This window comes from Methylocystis echinoides, assembly GCF_040687965.1.
Lineage (GTDB): Bacteria > Pseudomonadota > Alphaproteobacteria > Rhizobiales > Beijerinckiaceae > Methylocystis > Methylocystis echinoides_A.
This window is the reverse complement of record NZ_CP156084.1, coordinates 2112146-2138087: the sequence shown is the minus strand read 5'-3', so window position 1 is coordinate 2138087 and position 25942 is coordinate 2112146. Positions and strand designations below refer to the sequence as shown.

Annotated in this window: 23 protein-coding genes; 15 read left to right on the top strand and 8 right to left on the bottom strand. The window is 62.9% G+C overall.

Annotated features, from left to right (window positions below; all coding sequences use genetic code 11):
* The first annotated feature begins 137 nt into the window (after positions 1–137).
* The 11 genes from RVU70_RS10420 to RVU70_RS10370 all read left to right on the top strand — a co-directional run bounded on the left by RVU70_RS10420 (position 138) and on the right by RVU70_RS10370 (position 12118).
* Positions 138–614 carry a hypothetical protein gene (locus RVU70_RS10420; RefSeq protein ID WP_363345959.1) on the top strand — a complete coding sequence of 159 codons (477 nt, stop codon included), beginning with the start codon at positions 138–140 and terminating at the stop codon, positions 612–614.
* A gap of 121 nt (positions 615–735) precedes the next feature.
* Positions 736–1449: an ABC transporter ATP-binding protein gene (locus RVU70_RS10415; RefSeq protein ID WP_363345957.1), complete on the top strand. Its 714-nt coding sequence runs from the start codon at positions 736–738 to the stop codon at positions 1447–1449.
* Positions 1446–3911, top strand: a complete 2466-nt coding sequence (locus RVU70_RS10410) for an ABC transporter permease (protein ID WP_363345955.1) — start codon at positions 1446–1448, stop codon at positions 3909–3911. The genes RVU70_RS10415 and RVU70_RS10410 overlap by 4 nt, the downstream gene beginning before the upstream one ends.
* Complete coding sequence (locus tag RVU70_RS10405; protein ID WP_363345953.1) at positions 3901–4941, top strand: lipocalin-like domain-containing protein; 1041 nt, start codon at positions 3901–3903, stop codon at positions 4939–4941. Before RVU70_RS10410 ends, RVU70_RS10405 begins: the two co-directional genes overlap by 11 nt.
* 123 nt (positions 4942–5064) lie before the next feature.
* Positions 5065–5343, top strand: a complete 279-nt coding sequence (locus RVU70_RS10400) for a phosphopantetheine-binding protein (protein ID WP_363345951.1) — start codon at positions 5065–5067, stop codon at positions 5341–5343.
* On the top strand, positions 5340–6536 hold the full coding sequence (locus RVU70_RS10395) for a beta-ketoacyl-[acyl-carrier-protein] synthase family protein (protein WP_363345949.1): 1197 nt from the start codon (positions 5340–5342) through the stop codon (positions 6534–6536). Before RVU70_RS10400 ends, RVU70_RS10395 begins: the two co-directional genes overlap by 4 nt.
* 456 nt (positions 6537–6992) lie before the next feature.
* Positions 6993–7103 (top strand): bacteriocin, encoded by a 111-nt coding sequence (locus RVU70_RS10390; protein ID WP_363345947.1) that lies wholly within the window; start codon positions 6993–6995, stop codon positions 7101–7103.
* Positions 7104–7566: 463 nt separating this feature from the next.
* Positions 7567–7674 (top strand): bacteriocin, encoded by a 108-nt coding sequence (locus tag RVU70_RS10385; protein ID WP_363345945.1) that lies wholly within the window; start codon positions 7567–7569, stop codon positions 7672–7674.
* A gap of 212 nt (positions 7675–7886) precedes the next feature.
* Complete coding sequence (locus tag RVU70_RS10380; protein ID WP_363345943.1) at positions 7887–8681, top strand: hypothetical protein; 795 nt, start codon at positions 7887–7889, stop codon at positions 8679–8681.
* Positions 8678–9931 (top strand): HlyD family efflux transporter periplasmic adaptor subunit, encoded by a 1254-nt coding sequence (locus RVU70_RS10375; protein WP_363345941.1) that lies wholly within the window; start codon positions 8678–8680, stop codon positions 9929–9931. Before RVU70_RS10380 ends, RVU70_RS10375 begins: the two co-directional genes overlap by 4 nt.
* Positions 9932–10000: 69 nt before the next feature.
* On the top strand, positions 10001–12118 hold the full coding sequence (locus RVU70_RS10370) for a peptidase domain-containing ABC transporter (protein ID WP_363345939.1): 2118 nt from the start codon (positions 10001–10003) through the stop codon (positions 12116–12118).
* A 59-nt stretch (positions 12119–12177) separates the two neighbouring features.
* On the opposite strand, the gene RVU70_RS10365 is transcribed toward RVU70_RS10370, so the two are convergent.
* From RVU70_RS10365 to RVU70_RS10350, 4 genes are all read right to left on the bottom strand, one after another.
* Positions 12178–12531, bottom strand: a complete 354-nt coding sequence (locus RVU70_RS10365; RefSeq protein ID WP_363345937.1) for a hypothetical protein — start codon at positions 12529–12531, stop codon at positions 12178–12180.
* Between the two features lie 38 nt (positions 12532–12569).
* Positions 12570–12839, bottom strand: coding sequence for a hypothetical protein (locus tag RVU70_RS10360; protein ID WP_363345936.1), 270 nt, complete (start codon positions 12837–12839; stop codon positions 12570–12572).
* Between the two features lie 104 nt (positions 12840–12943).
* Entirely contained in the window at positions 12944–13648 is a 705-nt protein-coding gene (locus RVU70_RS10355) for a hypothetical protein (RefSeq protein WP_363345934.1), read from the bottom strand.
* Positions 13649–13697: 49 nt separating this feature from the next.
* The gene (locus RVU70_RS10350) at positions 13698–16742 is read right to left on the bottom strand and encodes an AAA family ATPase (protein ID WP_363345932.1); all 3045 of its coding nucleotides are present in this window, start codon (positions 16740–16742) and stop codon (positions 13698–13700) included.
* A gap of 136 nt (positions 16743–16878) precedes the next feature.
* Between RVU70_RS10350 and RVU70_RS10345 the strand changes: the two genes are divergently transcribed.
* The 3 genes from RVU70_RS10345 (at position 16879) to RVU70_RS10335 (ending at position 20144) form a co-directional block, all read left to right on the top strand.
* Positions 16879–18021: a glycosyltransferase gene (locus RVU70_RS10345; protein ID WP_363351296.1), complete on the top strand. Its 1143-nt coding sequence runs from the start codon at positions 16879–16881 to the stop codon at positions 18019–18021.
* Between the two features lie 113 nt (positions 18022–18134).
* Positions 18135–19346, top strand: a complete 1212-nt coding sequence (locus RVU70_RS10340; RefSeq protein ID WP_363345930.1) for a patatin-like phospholipase family protein — start codon at positions 18135–18137, stop codon at positions 19344–19346.
* 426 nt (positions 19347–19772) lie between these two features.
* Positions 19773–20144, top strand: a complete 372-nt coding sequence (locus RVU70_RS10335; RefSeq protein ID WP_363345928.1) for a VOC family protein — start codon at positions 19773–19775, stop codon at positions 20142–20144.
* 57 nt (positions 20145–20201) lie between these two features.
* On the opposite strand, the gene RVU70_RS10330 is transcribed toward RVU70_RS10335, so the two are convergent.
* Positions 20202–21770 (bottom strand): radical SAM protein, encoded by a 1569-nt coding sequence (locus RVU70_RS10330; protein WP_363345926.1) that lies wholly within the window; start codon positions 21768–21770, stop codon positions 20202–20204.
* 234 nt (positions 21771–22004) lie between these two features.
* On the opposite strand from RVU70_RS10330, the gene RVU70_RS10325 reads away from it, so the two are divergent.
* Positions 22005–22556: a L,D-transpeptidase gene (locus RVU70_RS10325; protein ID WP_363345924.1), complete on the top strand. Its 552-nt coding sequence runs from the start codon at positions 22005–22007 to the stop codon at positions 22554–22556.
* Between the two features lie 287 nt (positions 22557–22843).
* On the opposite strand, the gene RVU70_RS10320 is transcribed toward RVU70_RS10325, so the two are convergent.
* The 3 genes from RVU70_RS10320 to RVU70_RS10310 form a co-directional block, all read right to left on the bottom strand.
* Positions 22844–23128 carry a hypothetical protein gene (locus RVU70_RS10320; protein ID WP_363345922.1) on the bottom strand — a complete coding sequence of 95 codons (285 nt, stop codon included), beginning with the start codon at positions 23126–23128 and terminating at the stop codon, positions 22844–22846.
* 297 nt (positions 23129–23425) lie between these two features.
* A complete protein-coding gene (locus tag RVU70_RS10315; RefSeq protein ID WP_363345920.1) occupies positions 23426–25591 on the bottom strand; it encodes a TonB-dependent receptor domain-containing protein in 2166 nt (721 codons plus the stop codon).
* On the bottom strand, positions 25588–25908 hold the full coding sequence (locus RVU70_RS10310) for a hypothetical protein (RefSeq protein WP_363345918.1): 321 nt from the start codon (positions 25906–25908) through the stop codon (positions 25588–25590). Before RVU70_RS10310 ends, RVU70_RS10315 begins: the two co-directional genes overlap by 4 nt.
* Positions 25909–25942: the final 34 nt, after the last annotated feature.

Sequence of the window (25942 nt, the reverse complement as noted above, 5' to 3'; positions counted from 1 at the left end):
GGCGTCGTCGAGGCGTCGTCGAGGCGTCGTCGAGGCTTCGCCGTTTGGGCGCGACAAAGTAAGCTTCGCGCCAGATTGCTGGCGCCATGTTTGCGTGCCGTCTCATCGGGAAACACCTTGGATGGATTGCAACCAACATGGATATTTTTCGCGAAGCCGAAGGCGTCGATTTTGGCGGCCTGCCCGGCCCGGTCGATACGCTCCTGCAACAGGGCGTCGTGGCGTATCGAAGCGACAGGCTGCGCGCCGATCGCCTCTTCCGACAGGCGCTCGACCTCGCGCCGGAGGCCCTTCCCGCCTATTTCTGCCTTTATAAAATCCACACTTACATGGGCAATCTCGAAACCGCCAAAGCCGCGGCCCTGGAAGGCCTGCGGGAAGCGGCGCGGCAGGCGGGCTGGCCCGGCGATCCCAAGCTCTGGCCGAAGGGCCAATCCCATGCGGACGGGCCGGCGCGTTTCGCGCTCTTCACCCTCAAGGCGTTGAGCTTCATCGAACTGAAGCGCGGCGATCGGTCGGCCGCCGACGCGCTCCTGAGAATTCTCGCGGACGTCGATCCGGCGGGGAGCGTCGGCTGGCCTGTGATCGCGGCGCTCGCCGAGGGCGCTCATTGACCGGCTTTTTGACGTAAATGTCCTAAAGCCGACGGGCGCCGCGCGAGGCTTTCGCCTATATCAGGATGCGGACCTGCCGGGCAGGTTCGCGTCCTGAACCGCCAGCCAGAAGGCCCGCCGCTTGAACGCCTGTACGGCAAACGCCGAGTCCACTGCGCGCAATCCGATATCTCCTTTGCTCAGCGTCGTCGGTCTGCGCAAATCCTATGCAACGCCGCAGGGGCCCCTGCCCGTGCTCGCGGGCGTCGACCTGTCGCTTGCCGCAGGCGGAACCCTGGCGTTGATGGGCGAGTCGGGGAGCGGCAAGAGCACCCTGCTCCACCTCATCGGGGCGTTGGACGACGCCGACGGCGGCGCGATCTTCATCGACGGCGTCAATATTTGCCGCCTGTCCGAGGCGGCGCGCGCGGGACTGCGGCGCGAGACGGTTGGCTTCGTCTTCCAGCAGTTCAACCTCATCGCCAGCCTCACGGTCGCGGAAAATCTCGCCTTTCAGGCGCGGCTCGCCGGTCGCTTCGATCCGCTCTGGCAAGAGCGCCTGACCGATCGGCTCGGCCTCGCGGCGCTCGAGTCGCGCTATCCCGAGGAGTTGTCGGGCGGCCAGCAGCAGCGCGTCGCCGTCGGCCGGGCGCTCGCCGTGCGGCCGAAGCTGCTGCTCGCCGACGAGCCGACGGGCAATCTCGACGAGGCGGCGGGGGACGCAGTGCTGGCGCTGACGCTCGACCTCGTCGCCGAGACGGGCTGCGCTTTCCTCATGGTGACGCATAGCGCGCGGCTCGCGGCGCGGCTCGAGCGCCGCGTGGTTCTGGAAGCGGGGGCGCTCGCGTCGGCATGAGAGAGGCGCTCTATACCTTTCTTGCGCTCATGAGCCATTGGCGCCGCCACAAGGCCAATCTGGCGACGCTCGTGATCGGACTCGCCATCGCCACCGCGCTGTGGAGCGGCGTGCAGGCGCTCAACGCCCAGGCGCGCAAGAGCTACGACAGCGCGGCCCGCGTCTTCTCCGGCGGCGAGACGCAAAACCTCGTCGGGGCGCGCGGCGGCCCGTTCCCGCAGGAGGTTTTCGTCAAGCTCAGACGCGCGGGCGTGAAGGTCTCGCCGGCGCTCGAAGGCGCCCTGCGCATTGGCGACAAGAACGCCCGGCTCATTGGCGTCGAGCCGCTCACGCTTCCGCGCTCGACGCCGCTTGGGCCCCTGCGCGACAACGACGAGGCCGAGAAAATTCTCACCGGCGCGGGCCGCGCTTTCGCCAGCCCAGAGACGTTGAGCGCGCTGCAGTTGGCGGAGGGCGCGCAGGCGACGACGGAGCGCGGCTTCCGGCTGCCGCCTGTCGCCGCTTTGGAGGCGGCGCCGCCGGGGACGCTTATCGTCGATATCGGCGTCGCGCAGAAAGCGCTCGACAAGCCCGAGCGGCTCTCGCGGCTGCTCGTCTCGCCCGAGACGCCGCTCGACGCGGCGCGGCTGCGCGACCTCGCGGTCGAGGATCTGCGACTCGTCGAACCCGACGAGGAAAGCGACCTGTCGCGTCTCACGGACAGCTTTCACCTCAATTTGACCGCCTTCGGCCTGCTCGCCTTTCTGGTCGGCTTCTTCATCGTCTCGGCCTCCTTCGGCCTCGCCTTCGAGCAGCGCCTGCCCATGGTGCGCACGTTGCGCGCGCTCGGCGTCTCAGCGCCGACGCTCGCCGTCGCGCTGTTCTGCGAGCTTCTCCTCTTCACGCTGGTTGCTGGCGGATTGGGCGTCGCCGGCGGCTATCTCATCGCCGCCGCGCTGCTGCCCGACGTCGCGGCCAGTCTCGAAGGGCTCTATGGCGCGGCGCTCTCCGGCGAACTCGCGCTCGGCACGCGATTCTGGCTGTCGGGCCTCGCGATGGCGGGCGCCGGCGCGCTGTTCGCCGCCGGCGGCGGCCTTGCAAAGACATTGCGCCTGCCGGTGCTGTCGGTCGCGCGGCCAATTGCCTGGCGCGCGGCGCATTACCGCTATTTGTGGCGCCAAGCCGCGTTGGCGACGCTGGCGCTGACCGCCGCAGCAGTCTTCTATCGCGCGGCGGATGGGCTGCTCATGGGCTTTCTCGTCATCGCGGCCGTCCTGCTTGCGGCGGCGCTCTTCCTGCCGATCGCCCTCGCCGCGCTCCTCGCCCTTGGCGAGCGCTTTGCGCGGCGGCCGCTCGCGCGCTGGTTCTTTGCCGACGGCCGCCAGGAAATCGCCGGCCTGTCGCTCGCCCTCAAGGCGCTTTTGCTGGCGCTCGCCACGAATATCGGCGTCGGCGGCATGGTCGAAGGCTTCCGCCAGACCTTCACCGGCTGGCTCGACGCACGGCTGATCGCAGAGATTTACTACGAGGCGGCGACGCCGGCGGACGCCGCCGACATTGAGGCCTGGGCGCAGAAGCGGCCAGAGATCACAGCAATTCTTCCCGTCTGGCGGGCGAAGACGCGCCTGTCCAACTGGCCGGTCGAAATCATCGGCCTCGCGCCGCATGAAACCTATTCCGCGCATTTCACGCTGCTCGACGGCGGCGCAGGGGCCTGGCGCGCGCTTCACGAGGAAGACGCCATCCTGATCAGCGAGCAGCTCGCGCGCCGTCTCGGCGTCGGCGTTGGATCGACGATCGACGTCCCAACGCAAAGGGACGCGTGGCGCGCGCGGATCGTCGGGGTTTTTCCCGACTACGGCAATCCGCGCGGACAAATGCGTCTCGATCACGCGCGACTCGCGCAGCAATTCAGCGACGCGTCGCGCGTGCATTATTCGCTGCGCGTGGCGCGGGACGACGTCGCCCGCGTGATGGAGGAGATGCGCCGCCGCTTCGGCGCGCGGATCGCGCGGCTCATCGACAATTCCGAAGTGAAGAGAATCTCGACGGACATTTTCGAGCGCACCTTCACGGTGACGGCGGCGCTCGATACGTTAACGCTCATCGTCGCCGCCATCGCCTTGTTCTCGAGCCTGCTGACGCTGAGCAATCTGCGCATCGCCCATATTGCGCCGGTCTGGGCCATCGGCGTGACGCGTCGCCGCCTGGCCGGCCTGGAGCTTTTGCGCATTTTGCTCTTTTCCGGGGGCGCGGCGCTCGTCGCCATTCCGCTCGGGCTCTTCATGACATGGGCGCTCGTCGCCATCGTCAATGTCGCGGCCTTCGGCTGGCGCTTGCCGATGCATGTCTTTCCCGCGCAATGGGCGGAAGTTGTCGTCGTCGCATTGCTCACCGCGCTATGCGCCGCGCTCGTCCCGGCGCTGCGGCTTGCGCGCAGCGCGCCCGTCGATCTCTTGAAGGTTTTCGCCAATGAAAGGTAAGAAGCTCGCCTTTCTCGGCCTGCTGCTGCCGGCGCTCGCGCAGGCGCAAGGCTATGGCGGTCTTTCTTCGCCCGCGCCGGGCTTCGACGCGCCGAAGCCCGGAACCCCCATCGTTTTTCCCAAAGACCACGGGCCGCATCCGACCTTTCGCACCGAGTGGTGGTATCTCACCGCCAATCTGCAAGGCGCCGATGGCGCGACATACGGCGTGCAATGGACGCTTTTTCGCCATGCGCTGGAGCCCGGCGCCGGCGCGGGCTGGGGCGACCGCAACGTCTTCATGGGCCACGCCGCCGCGACGAGCGCGACGCGACATGAATTCGCCCAGACCATGGCGCGGGGCGGCGTCGGGCAGGCCGGCGTCGCGGCCGCGCCCTTCTTGGCCTTTATCGACGACTGGGCGTTCGAGGCGAAGGACGACGGCTTCACCCAGGCCCGCGTCACGGCGCGCGGCCCGCATTTCTCGTATAATCTTGATCTGACGCGCCAAGGCCCATTCGTTCTGCAGGGCGACGTGGGCTTCAGCCTGAAAGCGAGCACGGGTCAGGCCTCGCATTACTACAGCGCGCCCTTCCTCTCCGTTGACGGCGCGCTTTCCTTCGACGGGCGTGAGATAAAGGTCACCGGCCGCGCCTGGATGGACCGCGAGTGGAGCAGCCAGTCGCTCGCGCCGGACCAGAAAGGCTGGGACTGGTTTTCGCTGCATCTGGCGAGCGGCGAGAAAGTCATGGTCTATCGCTTCCGCGGCGCCGACACGCATTGTTCAGGCAACTGGATCGCAGCGGACGGAACGACGCGCCTGTTGGCCGATGAGGATATCTCGCTGACGCCGCGCGCCGAGACGGCGATCAACGGGAAAAGCGTGCCGACGCGCTGGCGCCTGCAGGTGAAAAGCCACGGGCTCGATGTCGAGACCTCGCCGCTCAATCCGAAAAGCTGGATGGGAACGACCTTCTCTTATTGGGAAGGGCCGATCTCCATCGCCGGCTCACAAAGCGGCGAGGGCTATCTCGAGATGACAGGCTACTGATCCTCCATCCTCCGGCGTCAAAGCGCGCCCGGGTCGACGATAACTATAAAAGCCGAAATCGATTGAAACTCCCTGACTTGAGCTTAAGCATATGGTTGCGAAAAGCTCACAGGGCGAACGACGATGAACACACCCGATCTGCAAACCGTGATATCCGATCTCATCGAGATCATCCGCAAACATACGCAGAACGCCGGAGAGAGCTGGAACGGCGCGACGAAGGTTCAGGATGCCGGGCTCGACTCGTTCGACGTTGTCGAACTCGTGTTTCAGGTTGAGGATAAATATGGGATTGTCGTCAGCCTCAACGCCAACACCAGTCTGACGTCGGACACGACGATTCAGGAACTCGGCAGCCTGATCGTCGGCCAGATCGACAACGGCGCCGGCGCTCTCAAATGACGCGCGTCGTCGTCACGGGCATGGGCGTCGTTTCTCCCTGCGGCGCGACTCTCGACGACTATTGGCAAGCGCTGCTGACCGGGAAGGACATTTTCTCGGTCACAGACGCCGCCCCGGGGTTCGCGCTCCGCGTCGGCGCAATCGGGGAAAGCGTCGCCTTCGACAGGCTTTCGCCTTCCTCGCTCGCCGCCTGCGACCGCACGGCGCTTTTCGCGTTGAGCGCGGCGGAGAAAGCGCTGGCGTCCGCCGGTCTTCTGACGGAAGGCTGCGCTGCGGAGCGCATCGCCGTCGTCACCGGCACAGCCGCCGGGGGGATGAATAGTATCGAGGCGCAGTATGAGCGCCTTTTCCGCCAGGGCGTGCCGCGCGCGCATCCCCTGACGATCGTGCGCTCGATGATCAGCTCGACGGCAAGTTGGGTGGCGCTCGCCTTCGGACTGAAGGGGCCGGCGTTCACCGTCTCCAGCGCCTGCGCCTCCTCGGCGCACGCCATCGGATTCGCGGCCCAGCTGATACGCGGCGGCCTCGCCGACGTCGCCGTCGCCGTCGGAACCGAAGCGCCTTTGTCTCAAGGAACGGTGCTCGCGTGGCACGCTTTGAAAGTCATGAGCTTCGTGAAGTGTCGGCCGTTCTCGCGCACACGCGACGGCTTGATGATTTCGGAAGGCGCCGCCGCGCTCGTTCTCGAATCCGAAGCGCATGCGCGCGCTCGAGGACTCAGGCCGGATGTCGCGGTCGCGGGCTTCGCCTGCAACTCAGACGCCGGAGACATTGTGGCGCCGACGCGTGACGGCATGGCGCGCGCGATGCGCGACGCTTTGGCCGACGCCCGGATCGAACCGGGCCGCGTCGATTACGTCAACGCGCACGGCACCGGCACCCGCTCGAACGACGCAACGGAGACGCAAGCGCTGAAACTGCTCTTCGGCGCGGAGCGGACGCCGCCCGTCTCCTCCACAAAAGGCGTTACCGGCCATCCGCTCGGCGCCGCCGGGGCTTTCGAAGCGGTCGCCACGATATTGGCGATGCAGCGAAGCGTTGCGCCCCCGACCGCCAATTTCGACGAGCCGGATCCCGCCTGCGGGATCGACGTGATCCCAAATCAGCCGCGCGCCATGGAGATCGATGTCGCCTTGTCGAACTCTTTCGCCTTCGGCGGTCTGAACGCCGCATTGGCCTTCCAGAAAATCTAAAGCGCGCGCCTCCGCTGAACGCGCCGGCCGGCGGGCGGGCGCCGGATTTCTGCGACCTCCATCGAGCAGCCGCCAACAGACGCGATTGCGCGCCCAAAGCGGGCCTTGCGCCTGTGACGCGCTCGATTTTCACGCGTGAACGCAGCGCGACCGTCCCGAACACTCCCCTCACGACTGCCGATGCGGCGGCGCCAGGAAGGCGGCGCGTTAAGGAAAAGCTGTACCAGGTCCGTAAAGAGAATTGCACGCTTATTTTGACACAAGAATAGAATTAACAAGGATCGTAAATGTATCGCACTGAAATACTAGCTGTAATACATCGAAACAGCGAATATTTTTCAGGTATTTATGGATTTTTTTATTGCAAAGTCTAAGTAGTTTTGCAATACTGCTGAAGGGTTGGATTAAGCCTTCCCCGGCGGCGGATACGCCGCCAAGCTCAAAGGGAGTTATCAAATGAAGAAGCTCGACACCAAAGACCTCAAGCAGATCACCGGCGGCTGCGGCGGCGGCAACGGTTGCTCGGATGGCTGCAATCAGCCCAAGCACAAAAAGAAGAGATGCTGATTTTTGACCAGGCGCACCCGCGCGCGCTCCTTTCCGCCCGAGTTGCACGGACTCGGGCGGGGTCTGATCGTTGACCCGGCTCAATGGGAGCCGGGCGTCGTCCGGCGCGGCTCCGCTGACCCGCCGGTGGCGACGCGCCGAACCCGGCGCGCGCGAAAGCGCCCTCCTGAAATCCCTTCATGACGCAGTTGCGGCGGCGCCAGAAACGCGCCGAACAAGTCTTGCGCTGCGCGTTAACCTTAACACTGAGTTTATTCTCATGTGTAATTGACACGAAGACTGGCGCCAACTGTATCAAAAAGGCACATATGCTTGTAACGCATTGAAACAATGCAATTTTCTAGAGCTTTTTACTAATTTTTTATTGCAGCGCTGAAGTAGTTCTGCCATACTATTGAAGGGTTGGATTAAGCCTTCCCCAGACGGCCCGTTACAGGCCGTCGAATTCGAAGGGAGTTGCCAGATGAAGAAGCTCGACACCAAGGAACTGCAGCAGATCGTTGGCGGTGGCGGCGGCGGCAATGGCGGCGGCTGCTGCGATCAGCCCAAGCACAAGAAGAAGAAGTGCTAATTCGGATTGAATGCTCTTGCGTTCCATCCCGCCCGCCCGAGCCGCTGGACTCGGGCGGGCTTTTTCTTGAGCTTGGCCGTTAACCAGACTCAAACGATGGCCGACTTAATTCTCTGAGGATGAGAGTCGACTCGCCCGTAATCGAATCGGTCGCACGCCTGCCATTGTGGGCGCGACGGCGCGCGTTGCGGCTGGCGTGGCGATACCAGCAATTGGCGAAGCGGCCCGTCGGATTTGGCTACAACCGCTATTTCCGCGATGTGCTGAGGCTGTCGCACGCCGAAGCGCAAAGACTCGACAGGGAGTCGATCTATCACGACGATCTGCTCAGTCTCGAATGGCTTGCGATGCTCTTGCGCAGCACGGAGCAGGTCTCGCAAGACGCGAGCTGCGTCGATATCGTCGACCCCAACCTTCTTGCGCAACTGTCTCAATCGCAAAAGTCGGTCGTGCTCGCTCCCGTGCATACGGGGTTTTTCGCATTGGCCTTTGCACGCATCATGCGCGACTACTTCCCGGGCCGGCGCATGCTCATTCTGCGCGCGAGCGACGACAGCGAGATCGAAACGCGAGTCATCAAGCGCATCTGCGAAATCGGCGTGGACATTCGTTTTTTGAATATCGCGCACAAAAATAACTACATCGACGCCGCCCGTTACGGCCGAGAAGGCGCGATCATCGTGTTTTTTATCGACCTGCCCGGCACCTTCGGGGGCGCCTATGACACTGAACTTTTCGGCGCGCCCGCGCAGCTTGCGCTCGGGGTCGTCTCCTTCGCGCGGATGATCGAGGCGACGGTCGCGCCGCTCGCCATCCATTCCTCGCTCGACGGCGACACGCTGTCGCTGGGGCAACCGTTCGAATGCGTCGATGTCGGCGAACGGGAGAAGGCCCGTGTCTGCGCCATCCTGCGCCGCCACATCGAACGCTCCGTTCTCGCCGCTCCGGACCAATGGATCATGTGGAGTCGCTTTTCTGAATATGTCCCTCCCGGAGCCGCCGCGTGAGCATCGACGAATTCGCCACAGTCGGGGGCCGGTCGCCAACGGAGAGCGTCCGCGCGCCGGCGGTGAGCGCGGATCCGATCAACGATCGGCAGAGCTTTTCGCGCGTTGCGCAGACGATCGACGTTCGCCAGAACCTGACTTCCAAAATCCTCGCCGGCCTGTTTGCGGCGCTGGTTCTCTCGGTTCTTGCCGGCCTCTGGTTGGGACGCTTTTCGAAATTCGAAACCGTGCGCGGCTACGTCGCAACCAGCGGCGGCTTTTCACGCCTCGATGCGCCGCAGGCCGGCGTCATTCGCGAGATATTCGTCAAGCAAGGCGACAGGGTGACGATCGGCCAGCCGATTTACGCGCTGCGGCTGCGCGAGGCGACGTCGGGCGGCGAGACCACGGTCGCGGCCGAGATGCGCAATCTCGAACAGACCCGGCTGCGCCATGTCGCCGAGGTCGCGAGGCTCGAGGCCTTTCTCACGCAGGCCGAGATAGAAAAGCACGACCAGTTGCGCGAGGAGAAAGCCTTGCTGGAAGCGCTCGATCGACAGGAAGCCTCGATCCAGCGCGCGCTCGGCAACGCCCAGTCGGTCGTTCAACGATTGCGCCGCTACGTCGAGACCGGCTATGCGACGCGCGACAATCTCGAAAGCCATGAACGCGTCAGCTTCGATTACGAACGGCAGCTCTCTGAAATCCATCTGAAGCGCATCGAATATAAACGGCTGAAGATGGAGAAGGAGCGACAGCTCGCCAGCCTTATCGCCGACAAGCTCAGTCAGAAGACCGCCGCCGAAAACGCGATTTCGTCGATCGACAGCAAGCTTGCCTCGGTGAGAGCCGATAGCGCGCTCGTCGTCCAAGCGCAGTCGGACGGAACCGTTCTGGCGCTCATGAACAAAGTCGGCGACTCCGTGCAAACGGGACAATTCATCGCCGGGATCGGCGCCCCCGACTCCGATCTGATCGTCATCCTCGACGCGCCGGCGCGCGCCGTCGGTCTTGCCAGGATCGGCCAGCGGGTCGTGCTCAAATACGACGCTTTTCCTTTCAAGACATTCGGAGTGTATCACGGCACGATCAAATATATTTCGTCGGCCGCGTTCAACATCCCGACGTCGTTGCGCTCGGCTGAAGGCGCCGATCCGCGGCCCCCTGCCCCTTCAATCCGAATATCGCATCGAAGTGCAGCCAGACGAGCCTTCGGTCATCGCCTATGGCCAGAAACGTGCGTTGACCGTGGGCGCCACGCTGACTGCTGAAATCGTCGTCGAAAACCGGCAGCTGATCGACTGGGTCCTCGATCCGATCCGGGCGATGCGGCGGCGTGGATGAGCCTGCAAATTCTGCAGATGCGGAAACGCGTCAAGACGATTCTTCAAAATGAAGCGATGGAGTGTGGTCTCGCCTGCGTGGCGATGATCGCCAATTACCACAAGCACGATATCAGCGTCTCTTACTTGCGCTCTCTCGTGTCGGTTTCCATGCGCGGGCTGAGTCTTGCCGATATCGTCGAACTGGCGGGACGGCTCGATCTCGACGCGCAGGGCTTCGCCGTATCGAATGTCGGCGAGCTGAAGAATCTCAGATGCCCGGCGCTGCTTCATTGGAACGGCGACCACTTCGTCGTGCTCGAAGAGGTCTCGCGCGGCGGCGTCTTCAAAATCCACGATCCCGCCTTTGGTCTGAGGATTTACACCCGCGACGACGTCGAGCGTCACTTCAGCGGCGTGGCGCTCGAATTCGAGCCGAGAGTCGATTTCAGCAGCGTCAAGGCCAAGGACAATTCCGTCTTCTGGGAAGTCTTCCGCTCCTGTCGCGGCCTGGAACACGTCATCGCGATCATTACGGTCCTTTCCTTTGCCGCGAGTCTATTCTCTCTGGCGACGCCCATCCTGCTGGAGATCGCGCTCGACGTCGTCATTCCTCAATTCGATCTCGACCTGCTCACCATCGTGATGTTGGGCCTCGGGCTGTTCATGTCGTTCGAGGCGCTGAGCAGATGGCTGCGGGACGTCGTGACGGCACGCGCCGCGACGATGTTTGAAATCCACTTCACGCGCAATATCATCGGGCACGCCTTCCGGCTGCCGCTCCGCTATTTCGAGGCGCGCCACACTGGCGATTTCGTTACGAGGCTGTCATCGATCGACCACATCAAGACCTTCATCGTCTCCGGATTTATCGACACGATCGCGGACGGCGTCATGTCCTTCATGGTCGTTCTGCTCATGTTTTATTATTCGCCGTCCATGGCCTTCGTCTCCATCCTGACGCTGGCCGCGGCGATTGTCTTGCGCCTCGTCACCTATCCGAAAATCGCCATGCGCACCCTCGAAACGCTCGAGGCGCGCAGTGAGGAACAGGCGCTCCTGCTCGACGGGCTTCGGCGCATCGACTCGCTCAAGGCGCACAACACGGCCGAGTTCTTCGGGCTGAAATGGTTCGAGAATTTCGCGCGCTTTGCAAATAAGAGCTACGCCTCGAAAAAACTGTCGATCGACACAGATCTCCTGTTGCATCTGATTTTCATGATTGGGACCGTCGTCACGTTGTATATGGGCGTCAGCGACACGATGAAGAGCACGATTTCGCTCGGCGTCCTCTATGCCTTCTTCACCTTGCGCAATTCGTTCTTTTTCAACATGAACGCCATGATCCTCAGCCTTTTGAACCTGTCGATCATGCGGGTTCATTTCAATCGGCTCGACGACATTCTCAGCGAAAAGACCGAAACTCATACGACCGGCGCGACCATCGCCCGCCCGATCCGACGCAAGGTCAGCCTGCGCGGCGTGTCGGTGGCGTTTGGGCAGAATACGAAGCCGTTGCTTTCCAACGTCGATTTCGACATCGACATCGCAAGGGGCGAGTCGCTCGCCATTGTCGGCCCTTCAGGATGCGGCAAATCTTCGCTTCTCAAAATCGTCGCCAGCCTCCACCACGCCGAAAAAGGCCAGTTTCTGGTGGACGATCGGCCGCTGGAAGAATTCGGCCTCTATCCGTATCGGATGAACATTGGAGCCGTTTTCGCGGATGACGGCGTCATCGCCGGAAGCGTTCTGGATAATCTGAGCATGTTTTCTCCCTCGATCGCCATGTCGACGATCGAGGAGGCGCTCGAAACCGTCGGGCTTCTCGACGACGTGCTCCGGTTGCCGCAGGGACTTGCGACGCGCGTGACGAATGAAAGCGCGATCCTCTCAACCGGACAACGGCGTCGTCTGCTGCTCGCACGCGCGCTCTGCCGTCGGCCGCGCCTGCTCCTTCTCGACGAGGTCACCGCGAATCTCGACGCGGCGTCCGAAGAACGGCTGGTGAAGTCGCTGATGGCCTTTCCGGCGGCCAAATTATTCGTCACGCACAGTGAAAAACTGCTGCCGATGGTGGACCGGGTCTACAGGATCGAAAACGGCGGGCTCAGCGCGCTCACCGCGAAAGCAGCGTAAGTCGGGGGCTTGCTCGAATACGAAAGCGGCGACGTTTTGCGCCGCTTTCGCTCGTGCGCTTACCAGCCGTAATAGCCGTATCCGGGATAGGCGTAGTACCCCGGATAATTATAGTAATAGTTGTTTTGCGCGGCCGCCGCGGCGGCGGCGGCGCCAGCGATGCCGAGAACGGCTCCGGCGGCGACGGCGGCGCCCGGATTATAGCTGTAGCCCCTGCGGTAATAGCCGGGATAATAGCCGCGACGGTAATAGCCGCCGCCTCGATACCAGACCTGCTCCGTCGACCCCTGCAGTCCGACTGTCGCAGGGCTCGTTATCGACAGGGGGCCGGCGAAAGCGTCTGTCGTCAGCGCCGGGAAGGCGGTCGCAGCGGCAAGAACGGCGGTAAGCACACTCTTGGATGATATGGTCATGCGAATTCCTCCTCCGTGACAGCGCGGATTGGCGGCGCTTACGCCTTTTTGATCTTGTCGTTTTTTTCCGTCCGACGTCCGAATGGGACGACAGAGCTCTGCGCACGGTGGCGCGCGGTGAGGCGGCCTCGGCCCGTGCCGGTCAGCACGTAACGGCCCCGCGCGTCGTCCCAGCGCATCAGATCCGCCAGCAGGGCCCGCTGCCGAAGCACCATGGTCATCGGATCCTGCACATGGGCCGGCGCAATGTCGCCATAATCGTCGACCTTGGCCAAGGCCTCGATAAGAATTTGTTCCTGTCGATCCATGTGTCCTCTTGGTCGTTCCGGGCCTCGATCCGAGGCGCATTGGCGTGCGCGTCCCGAATTCAGGAAGTCTTAGCAGATTTTCGCGCCGTCCGCTCGAACCGCGTTTACCTCTCCATATTCGACTTGCCTTCGGTGGCGTTCATCAGAGCGGTAGGGGGGCCAAAGCCTTTTTGCTGCGCTGCGGAAGGAGCGCCTGACGCGTTCGGGGCCGCGGGCGGCGGCGTGCGGGCGGCTGAGGAGACCGCGGGCGGCGGCGTGCGGGCGGCTGAGGAGACCGCGGGCGGCGGCGGCCGGGCGGCTGAGGAGACCGCGGGCGGCAGCGCTTTCGCCCGTTTCGCCGGCGGAGGCGAGACGGCGCGAGGCGCTGGCGACGCAATCACAGCGGCCTTCCGGGCGACGGGGGCGGCTCGGACCTCACGCGATGGCCGCGTCGCCCGAGGCGCCGCGCGCAAGGGGCCCGCTTTCACCAAGCTTCTCCCTGCTCGGGGGCCTGGCGGAGGCGGCTCCCAATGACGCGGGCGGCGCCAATCCGGCTCGTCGAATTCTGGAGCGACAACCAGACCGCGGCGCCTGTGATACATCATCTCCTCTGGATCGAGCTCCGGCGCGTCGAAATCGTCGTCATCCGGGCCGTCGATCGGATGCGCATGGGGAGCGATCGGGGCCGGCGGCACGGGATCGTCATAGGGAGAAGGCGGCGGGCCATAGATCTGCGCCAGAGCGTCGCCTGAGCAAGAAAGCACGAAGAAGGCGGCGCCGCCCATGGCGCGCCATAAGGCGTCGAGCCCCTTTAATCCGCCGGCTTTCACCTGGAACTCCTCTTCACAGGCGTCATATATGCGGCGCCTTCGGCTTTTTTTAGCGTCTTGCCGGCAAGGGCGGCTCGAGGGCCGCCATCGTCGCCTTGATCTGGGTCATCCACTTGCGCTTATCCTCGCTCAAATGCCCGGAATCCGCCAGAGGTTGCAGGATCGCGAGGGCTGCGGCGAGATGTTCGCGCGTCTTGGCCTTGTCCAAGTCGGCGAGCCACCAATGCGGGACGACCGCATAGGCGGCGGTTTGCGCGTCGCCGGGGTTGGCGTGCGCAAGCGTCCGGTAGATTTCCAGCGCCCCCTCGAAAGCGGCGATCGCCTGGGGAACTTCGCGCCGTTTCGCGAGCGTCACGCCAAGCTTTTCATAGCTGACGGCAAGGCCGCGCCGCCAGGCTTCATTCTCGGGATTTGCGGCCGTCAGCGCCTCCCGGATCGCCCGGTCGTTTCCATAGGACTCGAGCGCGCCGTCGACGTCCCCTTGCGCGAGCTGAACGTCGCCCAGTTTTTCGTAGCTTACCGACATGTCCCAGCGTCTTTGCGGATTCTCGGGCGCAGCCGACAGGAGCTTTTTCGCGATCGCAAGATCGTCCGCATAGGATTTCCGGGCCCCCGCCAAATCTCCCGACGCGGCCTGGGCGTCGCCGAGCTTCTCGTAACTGACCGACAGATCGCGCCGCCATCCGTCATCCGCAGGACGAGACTCGGACAGCGCTTGCATTAGAGCGACCGAGCGACCCGCCGCGGCGCGCGCGCCTTCAATATCGCCCTTAGCGAGGCGCACCTCCGAAATATGGTTGAGCGCGACCGACTGACTGCGGCGCAGCTCGACGGCGTTTGCCGGGTAGGCCCCGAGCTTCTCTTGCAAGGAGTTGAGCTGGTTGAAAACATCCACGACGAGCGACGCCTGGCTTTCCGGCTGGCCGGCGAGTTTTCGCGCAAGACCGTCCATGCTTCGATTGATCGAGCCGACCGCAGCCGCAAGCGCCGCTTCCGATTCCTCGAGCCTGGCCGCTGCCTGCCGCTCACTTTTGGCCAGTGATTGCCAGAGCCAGGCGGCGACCGCGACGGAAGCGAGCGTCGTTGCGAGGCCAGCCCAAGCAAAGATTTTCAAGCGTCGAACGCTTTGCGCGTCGCGTTGGGCATAGGCGCTCGTCTTGGCGGCCCGCTCCTCTTCCGGGATCCGCAGCCGATCGGACTTCTGGAGAGATTTTTCCTTTTCTCGACAGGCGAGCAGATAGGCGCGGTCCGTGGCCTCCAGGCGCGACAGGAACTCCGGTTGCGCGTAGAGACTTTCCGCGCCCTGGAGCTCACTTCCGGCATGCTTCGCCCAGTCATGGGCGCGCCCATGCGCGTCCCAATCGCGCGCTGCGCGCTGCAGGGTCTCCAGCGTCGCGTCGAGGCGGCGTTCAGCGGCGATCCAGTCCCTCAGAAGCGTCCAGCGATCGAGCAACACATCATGTGCAAGTTCGTAGGTCGCTTCGCCCGAAACCGCATCGACGCCCCGCGTCGCCAGCCGCTCTTCGACGAGAAGCTCGATCATGGGAATCGAGTCGAGCGGGATTTCCCTGGCGCGCGCGCGGCGCCGCTTCGCGGTCGACGATCCCGGAACGCTGCACGCCAGCCAAGGAACGAGTCCCCTGCGCAACAAGGACAGGCGGGCGTCGCGGTCTCTCGGCAAGTCGGGATCGGCGCCAGCTATCGCAAGGACGCGACCTGCCGCAGCGTCGATTGCTCCCTGCAGCCGCCCGCATCTTTGATAATCCGCCGCCATGACGAGCTTTGCGTCCGAGCAAAGGCGGTAGAGCGCCTGTAAGGCGAAAGCGAGAAGCGGCAAGGCGGCGGCGCCGGTCTTGTCGAGGTCGGCGAGGAGAGTCTCCACCAAAGAGGGCTCGATCTCCCAGCGCCCAGGCGAAGGAAGCCGTTGCAACGGGCCCTCGATCGCCGCTCTATAGGCGTCTTTGGACATGTCCGGCAGCATAAAAAGACGGGGCCGGAAGCGGCTGAAAGGCCCCCTGCGCCAAAGCGCGCCGAACTCCCCGGGGCGAATCGTGAGGATCACGATTGCGGCAGGACGATCTTCGCTGGCGAGGCCAGCCAATAACGTCAGAAATTGCCCGGTCTCTTCATCGTCGCGAAGCAGCTGTTCCGCGTCGTCGACAGCGAGGACGAGCGTGGGGGGACCCTCCTGCCTCGAGAAATCCGCAAGCAAGTCTCGACAAGATTCCGGCCCGCCAGCAATTGCGTCGCGGATGCGGGTCTCGGAAAGCTCGCGCCCGCTGTGACGGGCCGCCTCTGAGAGCGCTGCAGCCAATCCCTTCGGCCCGAACAGCGGTCCTCCGTCGGGTCGGATGACCGGAAGAGGGAAGAAATGTTCACCGTCGCGAGCCAGCCGAGGCCAGAGGCCCGCACTTAGAAACGAGGTTTTCCCGACGCCCCCTTCGCCGATGAGCGCAAGAAACCGCCCCGGCCCCGCCTGCGCCAGGCTGCGAAGCCTGTCGAGCGCGTCGAGCAGCTCGGCGTCCCGGCCGAAGAAAATGCCGGCGTCCGCCGCCTCCAAAGGCTCGAGCCCGCGATAAGGCGCGCGATCGGGTTCGTCCTGAGGCGGCCAGGCGAAAACGTGCGCCGTCAGCCGGGCCTCGCCGAGCGCGGCCTTGAAAGCGTCGAGCCCCTTGGACGAAAGGACGACCTCAAAGGCGTCGCCGTGCTCCGTTTTGCCGCCAAGAACCGCGCGATCGTCGGCGTCGCTCGGAGCCAATGGGAAAATCTGCCCGCGCTTGGCGACCCATTTGGGCAGGTCATCGAGCGAGAGAGGCTCGACCAGAGCGCAGAATATCCGCTTGCCAAGACTGCTCGAGAGCCAATAGGCGAACCGACAGCGATCGTCCGCCAGCCAACTTCGCGTCACGAGGAACACGACGGCTTCGCAGCGGACGAGTCGCTCATCCGATCGGCGATCGCCGCCCTGATCATCAGGCGTCCAGGCGGTTTCTGTGTAGACGCCGGTCCATCCGCTTTCTTCGAGCCAGGCGCGGACCGCGTTTCCTTCCCGGCGGTTATCCTCTGAATACGACAGGCACACGGGCAGCATCATTGGTCCCCAGACGGGCGTCCGACCCAGTGTGACGGTACGACGCAAGAATGGCGAAGCGGGGGCAGATCGACGGAAAGACCGCCTCTACTTTGGCCCAATGCAAGGAGGAGTAAAGCCGCGCTCGCGTCTCTTGCGCGTGACGCGGGCGGCGGCGCCAACCTTGTGGAAAACGTCATATCCGGGCATGTTGGAGCCTAAAATGCGCCGCAGGCCTCACATTGCCTGCAAGCGCTGCAATTTCGAGCGACGAAGGCTACGGAGAATAGGTAGGATGGGCGATATTCTGGCGCGATTACTGCTTCCAATCTTGAGCAGCCTCAACCTTTATTCATCGTGGCTGTACAAAAGGTGTCTGGCTGCGAGGGTGAAGCATCGCAAGGAATTGAAGGCGGCGTCGCCGTTCAAATATACCGACTCTCCGAATTTGTCCTTGGTGCTCTTGTCGTTCAACCACCGAGGGAACATCGTTCCGATTACGTCGCGTCTCAGACAGACTCAGGCGCAAGAAATCATCATCTGCGAGGATGGCTCAATCGATGGATCGGAGAGAGAATGGCTGCGGCGGCTGACCCGTCCCAACGATTTTGTGATCAGATCAAACGATATCCACGAGATCCGGTCCTATAATCGCGCCATCGATTATGCGCGAGGCGATATCGTCTGCGTGCTGCAAGACGACGATCTTCCAGATCCAAGCGGTAAATGGGTCAGCGACGCGCTTGCGCTCTTCGAGCGTTATCCCAAGCTCGCGATCCTGGGAAGCTGGATTGGAATCATGTGGGATCTCTCCGCGCCCGATCCGAGCGCCGCGACAAAGCTCTTCGGACATCAAGCGCTTCCGCTCGCCGCGCATTGGAATGTCCGGCCCATTCCATTCGTTGAGCCAGATTTGAACATGCGCTTCATGTTTGTCCATAGCGTGGGGATCGGGCCGATTTTCTTCAGGCGAGACGTGTTTCGATCTCTCGGAGGCTTCGATCAGAGCTTCAGTAAGCCCGGCCAGCCGGGCGTCCATCTCGACCATGACATATGCTTCAAAGCATGGCTTGCAGGCCACCATGTGGGGTTACATGACGCCCCCGATTTTGAGATCGGCGTAGGCGGGCAAGGAACGCTGATGTTCGGCGCTCAAGCGAGAAGCGCGAACGACAAGCGCAATTTCGAAACAATAAAAGAAAGATATGCCGACAAAACGGAAGCGATCGAGCGCGTGATCGAGCGCTTGAACGGCGACTTGCGCAGTTGCGACGACATTCCGGTCGCTCGGGAGCTTTCTTAGCCCAAGCCACGCCTCAAAAAGCGTAGGTCGAGGCTCTGAAGGCGGCGCCTCGGCCTTGTCGAAACGACCGGATAAGGGCATGCTGGCGTCGCCAACCCGCGAATTCTTCACCGATGCTTTTTGCCAACTTCAAGTCGTTTCGACGCTCGATCGGATTGATCCTCTTTCTGCCCGTCCTGCTCGCGGCCTGCTCTTTGCTGGACAGACAGGCCGCCGTCCCACCCGGGGAGAGGCGGGCGGCGACTGTGCTCGGGATCCCGGACGCCCGCTTTTTCGGCGATGAGCTGGGGTCGATCGAGCGCGTGCAGGAACAGGCGCTCCTTCGCGAGGCCAGACATCTGGGCGTCAAGAGAGGCGGCGTGCTGCCGACCGCTCATCTGCTCGCTTTATCAGGCGGGGGAGATAATGGCGCGTTTGGCGCAGGGCTGCTCGTGGGGTGGACAGCGCATGGCGACCGGCCGGCCTTCAAATTGGTGACGGGCGTCAGCACGGGCGCTCTCATCGCCATCTATGCCTTTCTGGGACCGGAATATGATCCTCTACTGACTGAAGTTTACACCCAAATGGACGCGTCGCGCGTTTTCGAAGAGAGGTTTTTGCCCGTCGCCGCCGTTGCGCAGGACGCGTTGTCAGATACGACCCCGCTCTATCAAACCATTTCACATTACTTCACCGAAGCGCTGATGGAGAAAGTCGCGGCCGAGTATCAGAAGGGCCGGTTGCTCGCGATCCAGACCACCGATCTCGACGCGGGGCGGCCCGTATTCTGGAATATCGGGGCCATAGCGGCGAGCGGGCGCCCGGAGGCCCTCGAGCTCATCAGACACATCCTCCTCGCATCGGCGGCGATCCCCGCCGCGTTCCCGCCCGTCCTCTTCGACGTCGAGGTCAACGGCAAGCGCTATCAGGAACTTCACGTGGATGGCGGCGCCGTCAGTCAGTCGTTCATCTCCCCTTCCGCATACAATCCCGAGAAGGCGCGGGAAGCCGAGGGCTTTAGAAGAAAAGTCGAGACCTACGTCATCAGAAATGGGAAGCTGAGAGCGGATTGGAGCGACGTTGATCGCCAGACGCTGTCTGTAGCGCAGAAGGCCGTCTCTGTTCTCACGAGTTACAGCGGCGCCGGTGACTTGTATAAAATGTACATGATCGCCAAGCGCGGCGGCAGCTCTTTCAGAATCGCCTATATCGGCGAGGATTTCAACGCCCCGCATCCGGCGGACTTTGATCGCGCTTATATGACGGCTCTCTATCGCTACGCATTCGACAAAGCGAAGAACGGCTACCCATGGGAGAATGCTCCCCCCGGCTTCCAAACAAAGTAATTATTGGCCCGCCAAGATGTCGTGATGGCGTTCGGGAAGGCCGTGGGCCAACGCTGAGTTATGGGCGCGGGAGCCGCACGCGCGCCCGCCCGCGTGGCGCTTCATAGGCGTCCCTTGAGCGGCAAGCGCTGCGCGAATTAATTGGACGCCTTGCGGCGAAGTACGAACCGACGGACGCCAGAAAAGTTTGCTCCGCGCAACGTCGGAGAGACCCATGCCTTTTAATCCACTCGCAGAGCACGGCTTGCCGCTGGAACGTCAGCTCCGCTCCTGGTCCGAGCTGAATGTCGAGCCGTATTCGGCTTTTTGGAGGATTTTGACCATCTCTACCGCTACGCCAATCTGATGGACCTCGTGGGCAATGGGCGTAAGTGTCGCTGCGCGCTTACCCGGCGGGTTGCGGGGTTTGACAGGAGGATCTAGCCAATGACCATTCGTCTCAACCACACGATCGTTTCTGCTCACAACAAGCAGGATGCGGCGCGCTGGTTTGCTGACGTCTTTGGTCTAGCCTTCGTAGAAGCGGATGCCGACCACTTTGCGCCAGTGCGGGTGAATGACACTTTGACGCTTTTGTTCGCCGACGCGGCGTCATTCGACGCTCAGCATTATGCTTTCCATGTCAGCGACGCTGAATTCGATGCTATTCTCGGACGAGTCAAGGATAAGGGGTTGGCCTTCGGCAGCGCGCCCTGGAGCCGAAGCGACCGAAAGCTGAATGACTGGGGCGGAGGCCGGGGAGTGTATTTCGAGACGCCAGACAGCCACCTCATGGAGCTCATGACGGTTCCACAGTGACGGACCAGCGCGAGCGGTCTTGCAATTCTCGTCGAGAAAAACGCTAGAACGACAGTCCTACGCATCCGACATGGCGGCGACGCGCTCCGCCTTTTGCGGCGCGGGGGCCGTCGCGAGGCTGGGCTCCCAATAATTGCCTTTCTCGAACATGTAGCGCGCTTGGGCGTATTGGAACATGATGCGGCCAACGATGGTCATCGTCTCGGGCTTACGTACGGCTGCGCCCCAGATTTTGTTCCACATCCGACCCTCCGACTCGCCATAATTACGCACTTGCATGGCGACCTGCATTGACTGCCTTTCGATCTCGCGCAGCGCGTTCGAATCGGTCGGCTCGGACGCCGGTCCATTGCGACGTCGCCCGAAGCTGTCGATCAGACGGAGCATGCGCGCGGTTAAGGCCGGCGGCGAATAAAGCGCATTGCAGAGGTTCTGCATTCCCTCATGCAGCTCTTCCATGCTCATGGTTTTGCACTTGATATTGGAGCTCCATGGCACGGCCTGGGTCTCGATGCCGCCCGTGAGGAGTCGTCCCTCGCGCAAGATGCGATCGTATAGGGGCGTCGCCTCGGAAGCCATCAGACCGCCAAGGCTGAATATGGGAATGGGCGTCGCCATCGCGAATTCATACTGCTGTCGAAAGATGTCGGGCCCGTCATGGTCGAAACCAACGATCATTCCTCCCATGACCGAGATCCCGCGCTCGACGAGCTTTTGAACCTCCTCAATGAGGCTGATCTTGAGGTTCTGCCTTTTTCCCGTTTCACGAAGGCTTTCCAGGTTCGGCGTCTCGATGCCGATGAACACTTGCGTCAACCCTGCGGCCACACACAGATCGATCAATTCGTCGTCACGCGTCGCGTCGATGGAGATCTGGGTGACGAACTCCATCGGGTGGCCGCGACGCCACTTTGCGATTGCCGCAAGCAGCTCCTTGCAATGCGCCCGATAGGCGGTGAAATTATCATCGGCCAGAAACGTCGTGCGATAGCCCAGGGCCCAGAGCGCCTCGAGCTCGCTGATGACATTGGCGATGGGTTTGTGCCGCTGCTTGCGCCCGAGATATTGGATAACGTCGCAGAATTCGCATTCGAACGGGCATCCGCGGGAAGTTTGCACGGCGCCAAGCATGGCGCGGTCGTTGCGATAGAGGTCCCAGCGGGGCGCGGGAGACAGCGCTAAAGACGGCTTGTCGCCAAAATAAGCGTCCTTAGGCTTTCCGGCCCGCAAATCTGAAAACAGGGCGCTGGCGATCTCCTCTGCTTCTCCGCACACCATGACGTCACAATGGCCGCGCAGCCGTTCCGGGGAGAGACTTGCATAAGGACCGCCGATAATGACGCGTTTGCCGCGCCTGCGGAATTCGTCAGCGATCGCCGTCATGCGCTGGCGCTGGCTGACCTTGCCCGTGATCGCGATCCAGTCGGCCGGATGATCGAAGTCGACGCGGGAGGCGCTCTCGTCGCAAATCTCGACCTTGAAATCCGAAGGGGCCAACGCCGCAACAGTCGAACAGGCGAGATCCGCCATCATCACGCCGCCCGGCCCGCCTCGAGCCGCGAGCGCCTCGGCGCCAAAGTAAGTGGGAAAATCGGCCATTGGATTAATAAGATAAACCGTAGTCATGACCGAACCCGCCGCCATTAATTACTCCAATATCTCACTTCGAAATTGGGGAGACAAGCTGAAGCGTTTCCTCGCTGGAGGCTATGAATCCCTTAAATCTTCTGCTCCTGCTCTTTACTGTTGAGATGACTGCCGCGATCCCGCCGAGCTCGGATCGTGCGACGGCGCACGCCGCTGCGGACGGACGGCAGCTACGTTCTTTCCACTAAAACATCGACTTCCTTGGAGGGAACAATGAACATTCGCAAAGTCGTCGCCGGCGCCGCCGCCGCCGCCATCCTCACATTCACCGCTGCGGCGTCCACGACGCCCGCTTCTGCCGCCATCTCATCCGAGCACACCAGATCACATCGCACAGCCGTCTTCGAAAACGTGGCCCCGGGCACGATTGTCGTCAGCGTCTCCCAGCGCCGCCTCTTCCTGGTGCAGAATGACGGCAGCACGATCAGCTACCCGGTCGCAGTGCCGAAGCACGGCAAGGAGTGGTTCGGGGTCACTTCGATCCGCGAGAAGTTCACCAATCCCGACTGGACGCCGCCGACCGATGTCCGCGCCGACCACCCCGAGTTGCCCGATGTGATCCCCGGCGGGGCGCCGAACAATCCGATGGGGACCCGCGCGATGCTGCTCGATGGCGATCAGGTCGCGATCCACGGCACGACCAACAAGATGCGCGCTTCGATTGGCACGGCCGCGTCTTATGGCTGTATCCGCATGCGTAACGAGGACGTGACCGATTTGTTCGAGCGCGTGAGCGTGGGGACGACTGTCATCATGCAGCCCTGATTGAGCGTCGCCCCTCATGACATGGCCACTGCCCTCTTCACGGAAGACGTCGGCGAGCAGCTACATTGCGGCCAAGATGGACCATGGAGAAGGGGCGCTCGTCAGGGCATGTGCACAAGGCGCAATCGAGTTGAGCGGCGTCGCGCTACGCATCCAAGAAACGTCTCCCCCGCATGCATGTGTACGGCGAAAGAATATTGCGCCCCTGCCAATAGGCGCTTCGATCCTCTGCAAGCGCCGGGTGCGCGCCACGAGCCCCGTTAGAAGAGAACCGCATCACGAGAGCCTTACTGCTCAATGAAGGTCGGAACCGCAATCGACGACCGGATTCGGTTTGTCTCGGCTTCGAAGGCGTCGAGCGCGTCCTCCTCGAACATGGACCTCAGCTTGCCATGCCCCAGATGCATTTCATCTGCGGCAAGATCGCGCTGGGTCTCGAAATCCTCGATCTCGGTCGGGCATAGTCGCTCGAATTCCTGCGGCGGCGTCGTCAGCGCGAGCAGCGTCAAGCGCCGCGCCGCAGACAAGGCGAGTTCTTTGGCGGTCTGGCTGTGTAGACGGCTGTAGCGCATGGCGATGTTCCTCTCCGTTTAGCTGGGGCAAAAACCCCCGGCGGGAAGCGGCGGGCGCTAAGCTGCAGGCCATATTGGCGGCTGCCGCCAGCTGGAGCGTCACGCCACAGTCGGTGGCAGACATGTTGAAAACAATCGAGATCATCGATGGTTTCTCGAGGCGAAGCGCGTCGGGAGGGAAATGTTGCGAATGTAATACTCCTCAAGCGGAGGTCGCGCCGGCTCTTTGGCTTCAGCTTTGTTTTGCGCGCGTCTTCGCTCGCGAATGATTAGTCGTTGGAATGCACGGCGGAAAAACTAGAACTTGCAAATAACGCTCCCCGACACGGACCTGGGCTCGCCGTGATAGAGCGCGCCGTTGGAGGTCCAATTTTGCTGGTTGGTGAGATTTGCGGCGTTGACCTCGAATTTGAAATTGTCGCTGAGCTTATAGCCAAGCGACGCGCCGAGCATTTGCTGGGGCGGGAGGGTGAAGCCGGGGGTGTTCGGCAGGGTCGCTTCGGCGCGGCTGGCGTAATAATAGCTCGCGCCGAGTTCGAGGCCGTCGAGGAGGCCGAAATCCAGCGTATAGGCGAGCGAGACATTGTAGACGCGGCGCGGCGCGCCCAGAAGATCGCTGCCTTGCTGGGAGGGGACGTTGTCGTCTTTGGTGACGAGCGCATGCAGAAAGGTCGCGCCGGCGGTCAGACGCAGATTGGGCGTAAACTGCGCCGTTACATTCGCCTCGATCCCATGGCTGTGCTGCTGGCCGGTCACGACCGAATAGAAGCCCGAGGGATTGGCCGGATTGGGGATGGCGACATTGTCGCGAGTGATGTCGAACAGGCCGATCTCGACGATCGCGCGGCGGTCGAAGAGCTCGCGCCGCACGCCAAGCTCATATTGCGTATCCTGCTGCGGCGGCGGCGTCTCGCCGCCTTGAACCCGCACGCCGGTATTGGGAATGAGCGACTTGCCATAGGCGGCGAAGATCTGCGTCTCGGCGTCGGGCCGAAACAACAGGCCGGCGCGCGGCGAGAAATAGCCGTCGATTCCCTTGCTCAGGCTCGCCGTCGGCTCTCCCGTGAGCGCGCCCGAGGGATCGAACACGCGCTCGCGCTGTGAAAGAAGATCGTAGCGTCCGCCCAGAAGAATGCGCCAGTTTTCATTGAGGTCGATGAGGTCCTGGCCGTAGACCGACCGGCTGATTGCGCGGGCGACGCCGTTCGACCAATAGGCGCCTGCATAATCGACGCCCGGCGGATAGACGGGGAAGAAGATGTTGAGCGGCGCCGCTTCATAGCGGAACATGTCATTGGAATAGCCGAAAAAATAATCCCAGTGCTCGGCGGCCATGAACACCGTGTGGGAAAGAAAGCCCGTCTCGAACCGGCCGTTGAGCCGCAGTTGCGCGTCGAAGCTGCGGTTGGCGGTGCGGCTGCGCGCCGGATTGCCGAAGACGACGGACTGAAAGCCGTCATAGCCCCAGCCGGTGAACCAACCCCAGCGACTGGCGTAGAGAAAATAATCCACGACGGCGGAAACGCTCCAGTTCGGGCCGAGCGCATGCTCATAGGTGAAGGTTAGATCGTCGAAGAAGGGCGTTTCATGTTCATTGGCGGGAATGCCGGCGTAGAACTCGCGCGCAATTCCAAAGAAGATCGGATCGGCCGGCACGCCGTCCCGCCACACCAGCCGCGCGCCATTGTGCTCGGCGCGCAGCGTGGCGCGGTCGCCATTGTCGGCGGTGAAAGCGAGCATCGGCGCGACGTCGAAGCTGCGCGTGCGCACGAAGTCGACGAAGCTGCCCAGACTCTGCGCCGAGCCGGTCAGCCGGAACAATAGGTTCTTGTCGTCGGTGAGCGGGACGTTGATGTCGACGGTGAGACGCTTGAGGCCGAAGGAGCCGAGGCTCGTCGCCGCGCGGCTGAAAGTCTCCAGCGTCGGCGCCTTGCGAATATAATTGGCGGCCCCGCCATAGCCGCCGAGAGCCTTGCCGAACAGCATGGCGCTCGGCCCCTTGAAGAACTCGACGTGGTCGACGGTCGAGAGATCGACGTCCTGCGCCGTGAAGCCATGCGCAGCGCCCTCGAAGAGCGTAACGCCGGAAGGAAAGCCGCGCATGACGAAGCTTGGCGAATAGGCGGCGTTGGAAGCCGACTCGTTGACGAAGACGCCGCTCTGATCGCGTCCGAGCGTTTGCGCGCGCGGCGCGGCTTTTGGTTTGTCGTCGGCCGTCTCCCGGCGCTGCGCGCGAGATCTGTCCTGGTCCCGGCCCTCGCCTGTCTCCTGCGGGTCGCGGTCGCGTCGGTCGCGCGCCGCACGCGGCCGCTGTTTGTGTGCGCGCCGCTCGTCGCGCGCGCGCGAACCCTGTGCGGCGGCAATCTCTTCGCTGGCGTCGCGGCGCTCGTCCCCGCCTTCGGCGGCGGACGCGGGGAGGCCGCCGCAGAGAAGCAGGACGAGAACGAGGCGCGCCGCCCTCATGCAGCGGTCGGCGCGCCGTCGCAGACGAGCCGCACGAGCGCGCGCGCCGCCGGATATTTGCGGTCGACGGCGATGTGCTTCAACGGCGCGACAAAGCTCTGCGCGCGCGTGTCGCCGCAAATCGAGAAGCGGCACATCGGCCCATGCGCGCCGCCGCCGTCGAAGACGTCGATCACCAACAGGCGCGGCGTACGCCGTCCAGCGGCGCCCTGGGCGCAAAGATAGGCGAGCAGCGCTTGCCGCGGATAGGCTCCGATCGGGCCGGCGCGGCGCAGGCGGTCGATAAGGCGGGAAAGGCCTTCGTGATCAAAAATCATGCTGATCTCCACGCGCAATTGCAGAGTTCAAATC

Coding starts and splice junctions, on each gene's coding strand:
- RVU70_RS10360 (WP_363345936.1), bottom strand. CDS start 12,839: ATGGATCGACAGGAACAAATTCTTATCGAGGCCTTGGCCAAGGTCGAC.
- RVU70_RS10395 (WP_363345949.1), top strand. CDS start 5,340: ATGACGCGCGTCGTCGTCACGGGCATGGGCGTCGTTTCTCCCTGCGGC.
- RVU70_RS10390 (WP_363345947.1), top strand. CDS start 6,993: ATGAAGAAGCTCGACACCAAAGACCTCAAGCAGATCACCGGCGGCTGC.
- RVU70_RS10420 (WP_363345959.1), top strand. CDS start 138: ATGGATATTTTTCGCGAAGCCGAAGGCGTCGATTTTGGCGGCCTGCCC.
- RVU70_RS10350 (WP_363345932.1), bottom strand. CDS start 16,742: ATGATGCTGCCCGTGTGCCTGTCGTATTCAGAGGATAACCGCCGGGAA.
- RVU70_RS10330 (WP_363345926.1), bottom strand. CDS start 21,770: ATGACTACGGTTTATCTTATTAATCCAATGGCCGATTTTCCCACTTAC.
- RVU70_RS10400 (WP_363345951.1), top strand. CDS start 5,065: ATGAACACACCCGATCTGCAAACCGTGATATCCGATCTCATCGAGATC.
- RVU70_RS10310 (WP_363345918.1), bottom strand. CDS start 25,908: ATGATTTTTGATCACGAAGGCCTTTCCCGCCTTATCGACCGCCTGCGC.
- RVU70_RS10365 (WP_363345937.1), bottom strand. CDS start 12,531: ATGACCATATCATCCAAGAGTGTGCTTACCGCCGTTCTTGCCGCTGCG.
- RVU70_RS10385 (WP_363345945.1), top strand. CDS start 7,567: ATGAAGAAGCTCGACACCAAGGAACTGCAGCAGATCGTTGGCGGTGGC.
- RVU70_RS10315 (WP_363345920.1), bottom strand. CDS start 25,591: ATGAGGGCGGCGCGCCTCGTTCTCGTCCTGCTTCTCTGCGGCGGCCTC.
- RVU70_RS10340 (WP_363345930.1), top strand. CDS start 18,135: ATGCTTTTTGCCAACTTCAAGTCGTTTCGACGCTCGATCGGATTGATC.
- RVU70_RS10320 (WP_363345922.1), bottom strand. CDS start 23,128: ATGCGCTACAGCCGTCTACACAGCCAGACCGCCAAAGAACTCGCCTTG.
- RVU70_RS10405 (WP_363345953.1), top strand. CDS start 3,901: ATGAAAGGTAAGAAGCTCGCCTTTCTCGGCCTGCTGCTGCCGGCGCTC.
- RVU70_RS10335 (WP_363345928.1), top strand. CDS start 19,773: ATGACCATTCGTCTCAACCACACGATCGTTTCTGCTCACAACAAGCAG.
- RVU70_RS10410 (WP_363345955.1), top strand. CDS start 1,446: ATGAGAGAGGCGCTCTATACCTTTCTTGCGCTCATGAGCCATTGGCGC.
- RVU70_RS10325 (WP_363345924.1), top strand. CDS start 22,005: ATGAACATTCGCAAAGTCGTCGCCGGCGCCGCCGCCGCCGCCATCCTC.
- RVU70_RS10370 (WP_363345939.1), top strand. CDS start 10,001: ATGAGCCTGCAAATTCTGCAGATGCGGAAACGCGTCAAGACGATTCTT.